The organism is Nocardiopsis moroccensis (genome assembly GCF_055763695.1).
The window spans coordinates 156,848-170,275 of the sequence record NZ_CP199747.1 but is presented as its reverse complement, the minus strand read 5'-3'; the positions used below and the strand labels follow the sequence as shown (position 1 = coordinate 170,275).

At 69.7% G+C, this 13,428-nt stretch carries 9 protein-coding genes; 2 read left to right on the top strand and 7 right to left on the bottom strand.

Going from position 1 to position 13,428, the window contains the following annotated elements; translation table 11 throughout:
* Positions 1–7: 7 nt before the first annotated feature.
* The 4 genes from ACUKCB_RS00700 to ACUKCB_RS00685 all read right to left on the bottom strand — a co-directional run bounded on the left by ACUKCB_RS00700 (position 8) and on the right by ACUKCB_RS00685 (position 6,388).
* Entirely contained in the window at positions 8–2,233 is a 2,226-nt protein-coding gene (locus ACUKCB_RS00700) for an ABC transporter ATP-binding protein (RefSeq protein ID WP_473038503.1), read from the bottom strand.
* 12 nt (positions 2,234–2,245) lie between these two features.
* Positions 2,246–3,157 carry an ABC transporter permease gene (locus tag ACUKCB_RS00695; RefSeq protein WP_473038502.1) on the bottom strand — a complete coding sequence of 304 codons (912 nt, stop codon included), beginning with the start codon at positions 3,155–3,157 and terminating at the stop codon, positions 2,246–2,248.
* A 79-nt stretch (positions 3,158–3,236) separates the two neighbouring features.
* Positions 3,237–4,217 carry an ABC transporter permease gene (locus tag ACUKCB_RS00690; protein ID WP_473038501.1) on the bottom strand — a complete coding sequence of 327 codons (981 nt, stop codon included), beginning with the start codon at positions 4,215–4,217 and terminating at the stop codon, positions 3,237–3,239.
* Between the two features lie 590 nt (positions 4,218–4,807).
* Positions 4,808–6,388, bottom strand: a complete 1,581-nt coding sequence (locus tag ACUKCB_RS00685) for a family 2 glycosyl transferase (RefSeq protein WP_473038500.1) — start codon at positions 6,386–6,388, stop codon at positions 4,808–4,810.
* A gap of 633 nt (positions 6,389–7,021) precedes the next feature.
* Here ACUKCB_RS00685 and ACUKCB_RS00680 point away from each other — a divergent pair.
* Entirely contained in the window at positions 7,022–7,492 is a 471-nt protein-coding gene (locus ACUKCB_RS00680; protein WP_473038499.1) for an ATP-binding protein, read from the top strand.
* Positions 7,493–7,570: 78 nt separating this feature from the next.
* Here the strand turns inward: ACUKCB_RS00680 and ACUKCB_RS00675 are convergent, their stop codons facing one another.
* From ACUKCB_RS00675 to cmtR, 3 genes are all read right to left on the bottom strand, one after another.
* Positions 7,571–7,729 carry a hypothetical protein gene (locus ACUKCB_RS00675; RefSeq protein ID WP_473038498.1) on the bottom strand — a complete coding sequence of 53 codons (159 nt, stop codon included), beginning with the start codon at positions 7,727–7,729 and terminating at the stop codon, positions 7,571–7,573.
* 240 nt (positions 7,730–7,969) lie between these two features.
* Positions 7,970–11,248, bottom strand: a complete 3,279-nt coding sequence (locus ACUKCB_RS00670; protein WP_473038497.1) for an efflux RND transporter permease subunit — start codon at positions 11,246–11,248, stop codon at positions 7,970–7,972.
* 653 nt (positions 11,249–11,901) lie between these two features.
* The gene (cmtR, locus tag ACUKCB_RS00665) at positions 11,902–12,243 is read right to left on the bottom strand and encodes a Cd(II)/Pb(II)-sensing metalloregulatory transcriptional regulator CmtR (RefSeq protein WP_473038496.1); all 342 of its coding nucleotides are present in this window, start codon (positions 12,241–12,243) and stop codon (positions 11,902–11,904) included.
* A 143-nt stretch (positions 12,244–12,386) separates the two neighbouring features.
* Here cmtR and ACUKCB_RS00660 point away from each other — a divergent pair, with 143 nt between their 5' ends.
* Entirely contained in the window at positions 12,387–13,298 is a 912-nt protein-coding gene (locus tag ACUKCB_RS00660; RefSeq protein ID WP_191274991.1) for a cation diffusion facilitator family transporter, read from the top strand.
* Positions 13,299–13,428: the final 130 nt, after the last annotated feature.

The window sequence follows — 13,428 nt, the reverse complement described above, 5'->3', positions numbered from 1 at the left end:
GCCGCAGTCAGCCGGTCTGCCGTCCCTCCGCGAAGTGGCAGGCAGCTCCCTGGTCGCCACCGTCGGTGGCGAGGATCTGCGGCTCGACCGTCATGCACTGCTCCTGCTCGTGAGCGGAGAGAGTGATGAACTTCTGGCACCTGGTCCGGAACCTGCACCCCGTCGGTGGGTTGGCGGGGCTGGGCAGGTCACCGTCCAAGACAATGTGGGTGCGTGTCCGCTCCTTCTCCGGGTCGGGAATCGGGATGGCGGACAGCAACGCCTGGGTGTAGGGGTGTGCGGGCCGGGTGTAGATCGACTGCGTGTCGCCGATCTCCACGATACGGCCGAGGTACATGACCGCGACGCGGTCGGCGATGTGCCGTACCACGGACAGGTCGTGCGCCACGAACAGGTAGGCGAGGCCGAGCCGGGCCTGGAGTTCCTCCAGGAGGTTGACCACACCCGCCTGGATGGACACGTCCAGAGCGGACACGGGTTCGTCCAACACCAGCAGCTTGGGTTCCAGGGCCAGGGCCCGGGCGATGCCGATGCGCTGGCGCTGGCCGCCGGAGAACTCGGCCGGGAACCGCGTGACGTGCTCGGTGTTGAGGCCGACCAGGTCGATCAGCTCGTACACCCGTCGGCCGACCTCGGCCGCGGACACGCCGTGCGTACGCAGGGGCTCGGCGATGATGTCGAAGACCGGCATACGCGGGTCGAGCGAACTCATCGGGTCCTGGAAGACGATCTGCATGTCCCTGCGCAGGGAGAACCGTGCGGGCCGGTTCAGCCCGGCCACGTTCTGGCCCATGACCTCGACCGTGCCGCGCTGGGGCTTGCTCAGCCCCATGATCTCCATGAGGGTCGAGGACTTGCCGCAGCCGGACTCACCGACCAGAGCGAGGGTCTCCCCCTCCCCGATGTCGAAGTCGACCCCGTCCACGGCGTAGACCGTGCCCACCCGGCGCTTGAACACGGTGCCCTTGGTGAGCGGGTGGTGCTTGATGAGGTCGGTGACCCGCAGCATCTCCGCGCGGTCCTCGCGGCGCAGGGACGCGCCCTCCGGCTCGGGGATGTCGGGGATAGGGTAGATGTCCCGGGCGGTCCACTCGTTGGCGTCGATCTCACCGGAGCGGATGCAGGCCGACCTGTGCGTGTCCGTGTCGTGCGCGCCGTCGGCCTGCGCGGTCCGGGACGCCTCGGGGCCGTCCGCGGCGGGCTCCCGGGATTCGCTCCGGGTCTCCTCCGCGGCGGGCTGCCCACCGATGGGGAGCAGGTCCGGCTCGGCGAGTTCGCACTCGGGCCGCGCGATGGGGCAGCGCGGGGCGAAGGTGCAGCCGGGGGGCAGGTCGGTCAGCGAGGGCGGGTTGCCCTTGATCGGGACCAGGGCGCCCTGGCGCTCCAGGTCCATCCGGGGTACGGCGCCGAGCAGGCCCATCGTGTAGGGCATGCGGCTGCTGTAGTAGATGTCGTCGACGTCGCCGATCTCCACGGGGCGTCCCGCGTACATCACCAGGACCCGGTCCACGAATCCGGCGACGACGCCGAGGTCGTGGGTGATCATGACGATCGCGGCGCCGGTCTCGCGCTGGGCGGTGCGCAACAGCTCGAGGATCTGCGCCTGGATGGTGACGTCCAGGGCCGTGGTCGGCTCGTCGCAGATGATGACGTCCGGGCTGTTGGCCATCGCCATGGCGATCATGACGCGCTGGCGCATACCGCCGGAGAACTCGTGCGGGAAGGAGCGGTAGCGGTCCGCCGGGTTGGGGATGCCGACGAGGTCGAGGAGTTCGACCGCGCGGGCGTGCGCCTTGGCCTTGCCCGCCTTGGGGTCGTGCACCAGGACCGCCTCGGCGAGCTGGTCGCCGACGGTGTACACGGGGGTGAGCCCGGACAGCGGGTCCTGGAAGACCATGGAGATGACCTTGCCGCGCTTCTTGGCCATGGTCCGGTCGTCCAGGCCGAGGATCTCCTCGCCGTGCAGGCGTACGGAGCCGGTGATCTCGGCGTGTTCGGGCAGCAGGCCCATCGCGGCCATCGAGGAGACCGACTTGCCGGAGCCGGACTCACCGACGATGCCCAGGACCTCGCCCCGGCGGACCGCGTAGCTGACGCCGCGCACGGCGCGCACATCGAGGTTGCCGTTCAGGCCGGGGAAGGTGACGTTGAGGTCGTTGACCTCCAGGACGGGGGCGTTGTCCGCGCGTTCGTCGGGCGCGGTGCCGGTGGTCGTCACGGTGTCAGTGCTCATGTGTGTCTCCCCCTAGGACCGGCGCGACTTGGACGACGGGTCGAGGGCGTCGCGCAGCCCGTCCCCGATCATGTTCACGGCCAGCACCATCACGACCAGCAGCAGCGCGGGGAACGCGAACATCCACCAGGCGGTGGTGGCGAACCGCGAGCCGGCGGCGATCACGACGCCGAGGCTGACGTCGGGCGCCTGGACGCCCAGGCCGAAGTAGCTGAGCGCGGTCTCCCCGATGATCGCGGCGCTGACCATGATGGTGGCGTCCGCGATGAGCAGGGAGGACATGTTCGGCAGGATGTGGCGCAGGATGATCTTGTGCGGGGGGACGCCCATGAAGCGGGCGGCGTGGATGTACTCGCGTTCGCGGAGGGAGATCGTCAGGCCGCGGATCATCTTGGACGTGACCATCCAGCTGAACACGGCCAGCAGGAGGACCAGCACGAACCAGCCGCCGTCACCGGAGAAGTGGGTGGACAGGATGGCCAGGATGACGAAGTTGGGCAGGACCAGGGCCAGGTCGGCAACCCACATCAGGCCCTTGTCGAGGAGGCCGCCGAAGTACCCGGCGAAGGAGCCGACGACGGCCGCGACGCCGGTGGTCAGGACGGCGACGAGCAGGCCGATCATCAGCGACTTGCGCAGGCCCGCGGTGGTCTGCGTGAAGATGTCCTGACCGGTGCTGTTGGTGCCCATCCAGTGGTCGGCGGACGGGCCGCCGAGGATGTCGGTGAAGTCGCGCTCGCCGACCCCCCAACCGCTGACCAGCGGGCCGAGGAAGGCGAACAGCGCGAGGAGGGCGAGCAGGACGAGGCCGACGATGACGCGCCGGGTCCCGAGGAGTTGGCGGCCCAGGTCCTTGAGCCGGTTGGGAGCCGGGGGCGCGGTCGGCGCCTTCGTGGGCTCCGCACTCTCTTGGATCGTGCTCATGACGTGGTCTCCAGCAGGGGCGCCGCTGCGATGCGGGACGGAACGTGGCGGGTGGGGGTGCGGGGCGTCTGTGTCACGGTCACACCCGCACCCTCGGGTCGAGCCAGGCGTAGAGGATGTCCGACAGGAAGGACGCCGCCATGATGGTGATCGCCATGAACCAGGAGACGGCGGCGACGACGTGCACGTCCTGACTGAAGATCGAATCGATCATCCAGGCGCCCATGCCGTGCCAGCCGTAGATCTTCTCGGTGAAGGTGGCCCCGGACACCAGGGCGCCGAAGGTGAAGGTGAAGTAGGTGATGGTCGGGATCAGGGCCGTGCGCAGCGCGTGCTTGAACAGGGCCGCTCTGCGGGTGAGCCCCTTGGCCATCGCCGTGCGCACGAAGTCGGCGCCCAACACGTCCAGCATCATGTTCCGCTGGTACCGGGCGAACGCGGCGAACAGTGCGACGGCCAGGACGAAGGTGGGCAGGATCGCGTGGTGGACGCGGTTGAGGAACAACTCCCATGCGCTGCCCTGAAAACCCGCCGAGTACTCACCCGAGTAGGTGAACAGTTGGAAGCCGAGGAGGTCGTTGACGGCGTTCGCGCCGACCTGCACGGAGAGCGCGATCACGACGGTGGGTACCGACAGCACGAAGAACGACGCGGCGGTGGCCGCCTTGTCGAAACCCCGGTACTGGCGTACGGCGGCGTAGGCGCCGATGATGATGCCGATGGCGCTGCCCAAAACGGTGGCGACGGTGATGAGCCGCAGCGTGACCCCGGCCTTCATCCACATCTGGGCGGTGACGTCGCCGCCCTGGATGGTCTGCCCGAAGTCACCGGTGAGGACACCGCTGATCCAGGTGACGTAGCGCTGCGCGATGGGCGTCTGGTCGTTGAGGTTGAGCGCGTCCAGTTGGGAGTTGACCGCCTCGGGGGACGGGGGTGGCTGCATCTGCTCGAAGTACCCGCGTGGATACAGGTTGGTGGCCGCGAGCAGGTAGGCGAAACTCGTCGCGAGAAAGATCAACACGACGTAGTTCAGCAGCCGCCTGGCCAGGAACTTGCCCAAAACTATCTCCGAACCTCACAGCCGAGCCCGGCGCTGGATCTGTTGTGATTCGTCCGCACTGGGGGTGACCTCGGGCGGGCAGGAGGCGCACGCCCCGGTCGGTTAGCCCGGGTAAGCGTTCGCGCTCCGCCAACACCATGAGGATCACTCTCAGTGACTGCCGAAACACACTGACTTCTGGTTCACGTTCAGTGACCGGAATGTCAAGAGTCTGGGGGATCGCTAGACACTTGACGGTAACTGACGCATCAAGAAAGGACAACGGTGGCAATTTGGACAGCAAGTTTTCGCTTAATTGTCAAGCTTTACACTCATGGCTACCACGGCGACACTTTAAGTCACAATAGGCAACTTGACCTGCAAAGACAGAGACTCTGGACCCTCATTACGTAAACGTCGTTTACAAAAAGGCGACACTCCCCCCGAATCCGACCCCTATTCGCAACGGTTCGCAATCCGAGGGAAACAATCACGCCCTCGCCACGGCCACGAGCACCGAGAACGCCTCCCAAGGCATTACGCCGGGTCACAGGCGGGGACGGGCCCCACCATCCGACCCCCGGCACACTCATCACCTTGGGTGAGCAGTGTTAACCACCGCTAACGACAGAAACTGGCGCCGGCTTACGAACCTGGCCGCCTGAACCCCTCTCCACCTGCGAGGACACCAGTGACGTGGCCGACACCGGGGGGCGTCGCCGGGGCAGCAGCGGGGCCGACGAACGGGCCCGGGCCGCACCCCACCACGTCCCCGCCGAGCGGGCCGCGTCACCGGCCGCGGACATCCCCGTCCACGCGAGCGGGCCCACCAGGGCGGTACCGTGGCGCCGCCGCCAGGACACCAGGTGCGGGACCGTCAACACGGCGCCCGCCGCCAGCGCCCAGCCTCCCGGCACCCGCACGCCACCGGACCGGTCCACCCGGGCCACGGCCCCGCCCACGGCCACCGCGGCCACCACCGGCCACCAGACCGTGCGCGCCGCACGCGCCCCGGTCCGCGCCGTGTGCACCAGGTCGGCGACGGCGGGACGCACCGTGTCCGCCAACGGGACAGCGGCTCCGCTCGTCATCGCCCGGGCCGTCATCGCGCCCCCGACCGCGCACACCGCCAGACCCGCCATGGGCCGCCCGGCCAGCACCAGCCCCAGGCCGAGCGCGCCCGGCAGGGACAACTCGGGGCCGACCGCGCACCGCCCGTGGCGACGGGCCAGCGGCCCGGCCGCTGCCCCGGACTCGAAGCGGACGCGCAGGTAGGAGCCGAGGCCGGTCGGCATCGGGACCCGCACCTTCGAACGCGGTTCGTACCGGACCGACCAGCCCTCCTCGGCCAGACGCCACAACATCTCCACCTCCGCGCCCGCGCCCAGGGAGGGATCGAGGTCGGCGGCGCTCCGGCGCACCAGGAGCGCGCGGACCGGGGCCAGCGGGTCGGCCGAGGCGTGTTCGTTGGGCGGGGCGGGGTGGCCGAGACCGCGGCGGGCGTGACCCCAGGGCAGGACCGGTGCGGGGTCAGCGCCCCGGTCCACCGCCTGGGCGTGCAGGGCCGCGGCGGCCATCGCGCCGTTCCCGCAGCGCTGTCGCACCGGAAGGACCCGGGGCAGCACGGCGGCGACACCGGGGTCGGCGAAGTGGCCCAGCGCGACGTCGAGCCAACCCGGCTCCGGTTCGGCTCCGGTCTCCAGCAGGGCGACGATCCCGGCGTCACAGGCTCCGAGCGCCGCCGCGCGGGCTCCGGCCCCGCCGGACGGCCCTTCCACCACCCTCAGACCACGCCGTCGTGCCGCCCGGGCGGTCTCCCCGGTGGCACCGACCACGAGCGGGCGCAGGCCCGGGTGCTGCCGTCCGATCCGGTCCAGGGCTCTTTCCAGTTCGGCGGGTTCGGCCCGGCCGGTGAGAGCGATCTGCACGTCCTCACCCGGGGGCAGGGGCGCGGGACGCGGGTGGGCAAGCCCGGCCCGGACCAGCAGGCGCGCGAGTCGGCGCTCACCACGGTGGCCGGGATCGGCTCCGCTGAGCCAGCGGATGACGGCACTGACGCCTTCAGCGGGCAGGCGAAGGGCCCGGGGAGGAGAACCGCCGACGAGGACGTGGCCCTCGTCGGTGAGCCGGACGGCGCGGTCGATCTCCACGCCGAGGCCCACGGGCAGGGGGTCGGGGGTGGGCGAGGCCATGCCACATACCTTGTCGGGAGACACAGGCCACGCGCAAGACCGAACAAAGCAGCAAAATTCAGATGGCCTTCACCAAATCGTTATTTGCCCCCGGAGGACCCCAGGAACACGCATCCCCGCCGATATCCGTCTCCTGTCAGCCTTCCCGGTCTTACGGATACCCCCTTTACCCAGCTCAGGCAGGGTTACCCTGTGCGAACCAGGTCGGCCGGGTCGCAGGGAGGCACGGAGCGTATGCTGAGCGCAAGTAGGCCCTTCAGTGTCGTAGGGCATGCCCCACACCAGACATGACCACCCTCCACGGGCCGCCCCCAGGCCCCAACACCGTCCAGTGTGAAGCCCAGCGGCTTCTCCCCCACCGTGTGCCGCCACCCTCGTACCGCGCCCCCAGCGATACCGAGCCGTGTCCCTCCCTGCCCCAGGGGGCTTCGCCCCGTGTGTCCACACCGCGCCGTGACCCGTACCGGGCATGGACGCCTCGAGGGCCAGGCGCCAGTTCAGCCCTGCCCTCGAACACACATCCCCTGGGAGTGAACCCACATGTGTGAGACCGCAGCCCCCCGATCCGCGCCCTCGGACCCGCTCCAGACGATCTCGGCCCCCCTCCACCGTCCCCAACGCCCGGCGAGTTCCATGGAAGAGTCCAGTAGCACCTCGTACCGAACCAGCACGGACCCCCGGTCGTCGCGCAGGCGTTTTCCCGGCCTGCCCAGCCAGATCGCCTACGCGCGCAGATTCGTCGCCCGACAGTTGGCGGACTCACCGGAGCTCACCACCGCGACGCTGTTGACCAGCGAACTCGCCACCAACGCCATCACCCACAGCGACTCGGGCCGTGCCACCGGAAAGTTCGAGGTGTGTGTGCACCGCGCGCCCGGGTGGGCGCGGGTGGAGGTCCGGGACCTGGGCAGCACGACGGAGGCGCCCCAGCCACAGCACCGGGACCCCTATGACACGACCGAACACGGCCGTGGCCTGGATCTGGTCGAGGCGCTGGCCGGCAAGTGGGGCACCGAACCACGCCGGGACGGCCGTGGCCGCCAGGTGTGGTTCGAACTCGTGTGGGACGGCGACGGGCCGGACGGGGACGCCAGGCCCGGTTGAGGACCCCACCGGGTCCGAAGCGGAACAGTCCTCCGGGCTCGCGTCCGTGCGTCGCCGTGCCGGGGAGTGCCCCGGCCGCTACTCCTCGGGCGCGGGCGCGGCGGGGGCGGCGTCCTCGGTGGCGGGCAGCCGGTAGCGCTCGTAGAGCTGGCGTGCGTAGTCCTTGGCCTCCTGGGACGGCTCGTCACCGAGCTCGTCACGAACGAGGTCTTCCAGGCTCTTCTTCGAATCATCCATGTGAGGCAGCCTGCCTGGACTGCGCGGATAGCACAAATCGGCACTCCGGTCACACAGCGGAAGGGTGCCGGATGTCCTGTTCTGCAGCTCTTTCCGATGATCCGGCCGGACCCCGCGCCCGGGCGTGTCGCACCCTCGGCGGGCCGGGCCGTGCACCCCGGGCACGGCGTGCGTACCAGGACAACGAAAGGGCGCCCCGCACGGAAGATCGTGCGAGGCGCCCCGGACGGTGCCGACGGACTACCTGTCGGCGTGCTCCCCGGCGGTCTCTCCGGAGGCGTCCTTGGCAGCAGCGTTCCCACCGTGCTTGGCGGGGCTCTCGCCCGCCTCGCCCTCGGCGGTACTGCCGTTGCCCGACGCCTTACCCGACGTCTTGGCCGCAGCCCTGGCCCGACGCCTGGCGCGGCGCCGCTCGTGGCGGGCGGCCGACCTGGCCTCACGCCGCTCCCGGAGCACCTCCACCAGCTGGTAGAGGACCGGGACCAGGATCAGGGTCAGCAGGGTCGAGGTGACCAGGCCGCCGATCACCACGAGGGCGACCGGGGCGGAGATGAACGCTCCGCCGCCCGCGAGGCCCGTGGCCATCGGCAGGAGCGCGGCGATGGTTCCCGCCGCGGTCATCAGGATGGGCCGCAGACGGTGCCTGGCTCCCTCCACGATCGCCTCGCCGAGGTCCATCCCGTTCTGCCGGTTCTGGTTGATCAGGTCCATCAGCACGATGGCGTTGGTGATCACGATGCCGATGAGCATCACCATGCCGATCAGGGCCGCGGCGCCGATCGGGGTGCCGGTCAGCATCAGCAGGCCCAGCGAGCCGGTGGCGGCGAACGGCACCGAGATGAGCAGCATGAGCGGCTGCATCAGGCTCTTGAACGTCGCGACCATGATCAGGTAGCAGATGACGATGGCCGCGAGCATCGCCAGGCCGAGCTGGGCGAAGCCCTCGGTCTGGTCCTGGCTGACGCCGCCGAGGCTGGCAGTGGCGCCCGAGGGCAGGTCGAGGGAGTCCAGGACCCGCATGATCTCGGCGCTGACCGCTCCGAGGTCGGAGGCGGTGGGGTCGGCCGAGACCGTGGTGCTGGTGACACCGTCGATGCGGGTGAGTTCCGGCGGCTGCTGGACCTCGGCGACCTCGGCGACCTCGGACAGCTCGATCTCCTCGCCCGTGGGGGTGCGGATCGGCAGTTCCTCGAGCTCGGCCACGCTCTGCGGCGCGTCCTCCACGATGACGACGACGTCGCGGCGGACGTCATCGATGGTGGCGGTGCCGACGCCCTGGCCGTTGAAGGCCGCTGCGACCGTCTGGCCGACCATGGCCTCGCTCAGACCGAGCTCGGCGGCCTCCTCCCCGTCGACCTGTACCTCCAGCGAGGCCTGAGAGGCGGTGATGCCGCTGTTGACGTCCTCGGCGCCGTCGATCGCGCGCAGCTCCTCCTCGACCATCCCGGCGGCCTCGGCCAGGGTCTCCTGGTCCTCGGCGGTCACCTGGACCTCGATCCCCGAACCGCCCATGCCGCCGGTGGAGTCCAGGCGCGGCTGGTACTCGGTGTCGAGTTCGTCGAAGGTGTCGCGCAGCACGTCGCGGTTGCGGAGCTGATCCGTTTCGGGGTCGGCGGTGATCGTGTAGTCGATCTGGTCCGTACCGCCGCCCATCAACGGGTTGCCGCCGATGTTGACCTGGTAGGTCTCGATCCAGGCCATCCCCTCCAGGGCTTCCTCGACCTTGACGGCCTCGGCGTCCGCGGCCTCCAGGGACATGCCCGGTTCGAGCTCCTGGACGACGGTGTAGGTGTTCTCCTCGGCCTGGCCCAACCAGTCCGTCTCGGAGCCGGCGGCCATGACGGCGGTACCGCCGAAGATCGCCACCGAGGCGGCCAGGGTGAGGACCGTGGCGGTCTTGCGCCTGGTGGTGATCCAGCGGATCACCGGCAGGTAGACACGCTGCAGCGGGGTGCGGATCTCCCGGTCGTGGGCCTCGCGCTCGATCTCCTCGCGGCTGGCGTCGCCGACCTCGGCCGGACGCAGGAACCAGTAGCACAGCACCGGGGTGATGGTCAGGGCCACCACCAGGGATCCGGCCAGGGCCAGGCTGCTGGTCACGGCGAAGGGCATGAAGATCTCGCCGACCATGCCGCCGACGAAGGCCAGGGGCAGGAAGACGGCGATGGTGGCGAAGGACGAGGAGGCCACGGCCGTGGCGACCTCGCGAACGCCGTCCCTGACCGCGCTCAGCCGTTCCTTGCCGTAGTCCATGTGTCTGCGGACGTTCTCCAGCACGACGATGGAGTCGTCCACCACCCGGCCGATCGCGATCGTGATCGCCGCCAGGGTGAGCATGTTCAGGGTGAACCCGAACGCCTGCATGCCGATGAAGGACACCAGGACCGACACCGGGATGGAGACCGCCACCACCAGGGTGGAGCGGATGGACAGCATGAAGACCAGGATCACGATGACCGCGGCGGCCAGACCGTAGGCTCCGGCCTCGAACATGTCCGTGATCGAGTCGTTGATGAAGGGGGCCTGGTCGAAGACGACCGCGAGGTTGATGTCCTCACCCAGCAGGTCGGACTTCCCGTCGATGACGTCCTGGACGCCCTCGGAGATCTCGACGGTGTTGCCGTCGGGGGTCGCCATGATCATCAGGGCGACGCTGGGGTCGCCGTCCAGGCGGGCGATGGAGGAGGACTCCTCGGTCACCATCCCGACCTCGGCGACCTCGGAGATCCGCACCGGCTCGGGCTGCGGGGCGGGAGGGGCGCCGGGCACGGCGGCCGAGGAGTCGACCCCCTGCGAGGGCTGCACCCACACGTCCTCGATCTGCTCGAGGCCGGTGAGCTGGTCGCCGGTGGTGACGCTCAGGGTGCGACCGTCCTCGTCCACGGTGCCGCCGGCCATGAGCAGACCGCTGGACTCCAGTGCGTCGGACAGGTCCTGGGTGGTGACCCCGGCGTCGGCGAGCTCGTCCTCGTCCGGGGTGACCTCGACCCGCTGCTCGGGCACGCCCATCAGGTTGGCCGCGCGGACCCCGGAGACCGACTCCAGTTCGGGGATGAGCACGTTCTCGATGGAGGAGGCCATCGCCTGCTCGTCACCGTTCTCGCTGCTCGCGGCGAGGAGCATCACCGGCATCATGTCCGTGCTCATGGACGTGACGGAGGTGTCGGCGTCCTCGGGGAGCATCCCGGAGACCTGGTCGACGGCGACCTGGACCTCGCGGACCAGGGCATCCTGGTCGCGGCCGTAGTCGAACTCCGCCATGACCTGTGTGGAACCGGTGCTGGTGGTGGACGTGACCGAGTCGACGCCCTCCACCCCCTGCACGGCCTGTTCCAGGGGCTCGGTGACCTGTCCCTCGACCACCTGGGGTGTCGCCCCCTGGTACTGGCCGCTGACCATCACCATCGGGAGGTTCACTTCGGGGAAGAGTTCGCGTTTGGCCGAGACCGCGGCGAGGACACCGAAGAAAAGCACGGCCAGGGTGATGAGGAGGACCAGCGCCCGGTTTCCGAGCGACATGACCGATAGGCGGTTCACTCGTTCGTCCCTTCCGACTGGTGGGCGGGAGCCCCGTTTCGGGGTCGCTCCGCGCAGAGGGCCGTTGTGGCCGGTCTGGACATGAGAGGTGCTCGCTCCTAGCTCGCCGTGTGTGGGACGGCCGGACCGGGATGTGCGGCGCTCGTCGTCGGGCGCGCACTCACTGGCTCGGTCTCGGGGCCGATCCGCGAGGACGTGGGTGGGGTGCGGGGCGCTCATCCGCGCGGCGCGGGGCCCGTTGGCAGGGCTGCGCGTCCGCTGGGCGCACCACTCACCATACGTCGCGTTATATCGGAAGTTGAGCCGCCCCAGGCCGGTTCAGGGATCTCTCAGGGACATGTCAGCCTTCTGTCAGGGTCGCCCCCGACCAAAGTTGGGGACATCTTCCGGAAGTCGGTGTCTCCCCGTTCCGAAGTGGGGCTTCACGCCCCACCAGTCGACCCTCGACCTGTAACGGACGTCACGTGGCCGATTTCGGACATCCCGGAAAAGGACACCCGGAGTGAGCACCGGGCGCAGCGAAGCGCCTCCCCCGGGTGAGCACGCACGCCCCTGGCGACCACCCGGAGACAGCGGTCACGACAGGCGGCCCACTGAAGCGCTTCCGGCCACCCGCGACGGCGCGGCGCGGTGACTCAGACAGCCGAGGCCTGTTCCCCTGGGGCTTCCAGCGGCTCGTGGGGCTGTGCGGTGCCCCAGACGACACGGAGGAGGTCCTCCAGCGCGTGGGCGAGGGAGTCGTCGACGAGTTCGTAGCTGACCTGACGGCCGCGGGCATGGGTCCGCACCAGTCCGCAGTCGCGCAGGCAGGCCAAGTGGTTGGAGACGTTCTGCCTGGTGAGACCGAGCCGATCAGCGAGCCCGGCGGGATAGTCGGGCCCTTCCAGCAGGGCCAGCAGGAGGCGGCACCGGGTGGGATCGGACAGGGCGCGCCCGAGACGCTGGATCGCGGAGAGGCGCTGCTCGGAGGTCAACATGAAAATCATTGTACACCGTTTGCTGTATAGACAGCCCAGGCTGTATAAACAGTGAAGGCTGAACTGTTCGGCCACAAGACCCCGACGGCGTACCGGCAGGGGAACCGAGCACCACCGAAGCACCACGAACCGAGGAGGGGACCATGGGCGCGGGACACGACCACGGACGAGTCACCGCCGGGGCCGCCAACAGCGGAAGACTGGCGGTGGTCCTGGGCCTGATGCTCACGGTCGCCGCGGTGCAGGTCACCGGAGCCGCGTTCAGCGGCAGTCTCGCCCTGCTCGCCGATGCCGGACACACCGTCACCGACTCCTTCGGGGTCGCCCTGGCACTGGCTGCGGTGTGGATCGCGGCACGGCCGGCCACCAGCAAGCGCACCTTCGGCTTCCAACGGGCCGAGATCCTCGCCGCAGCCGTCAACGCGATCGTGCTGTTCGTCCTGTGCGGGTTCATCGTGCTGGAGGCCGTGGACCGCCTCCGCGAACCCGCCGAGGTCTCCGGAGCCGGAATGGTCGCCGTCGCCGCCTTCGGCCTGGTGATGAACGTGGTGGCGCTGCTGGTCCTGCGCTCGGGCGCCAAGGAGAGCCTCAACGTCAAGGGCGCCTACCTGGAGGTCATGAGCGACGCCCTGGCCTCGGTGGGCGTGATCGTGGGCGGCCTGGTGGTGTGGTTCACCGACTGGCAGCAGGCGGACACCCTGGTCTCCCTCGGCATCGCCGCGATCATCGTGCCCCGAGCGTGGTCACTGCTGCGGGAGGCCGTGCACATCCTGCTGGAGGCCACCCCCGAGGGGATGGACCTGAGTGAGGTCCGCACGCACCTGATGGGCCATCCGGCGGTCATCGACGTCCACGACCTGCACGCCTGGACCATCACTTCCGGAGTCCCCGTGATGTCCGCACACGTGGTGGTCGCGGAGGAGGACCTGCGGGACGGCGGGAGGATGCTCGACGAACTGCACGAGTGTCTGACCGGCCACTTCGACGTGGAGCACTCGACCCTTCAACTGGAGCCCCCGGGGCACGCGGACCACGAGGGCGCCAGGCACCCCTGACGCCGCGCCCCGGCCCGGGCCCACCCCCACCACCGCCACGCGCTCCGGCCCGCACCACCGCGCCGGAGCCTCGTCGTCCCAGGCCACCGGATCTGGCAGAATTGCGCAGGTTCGGCAAGACCCCAGCTAG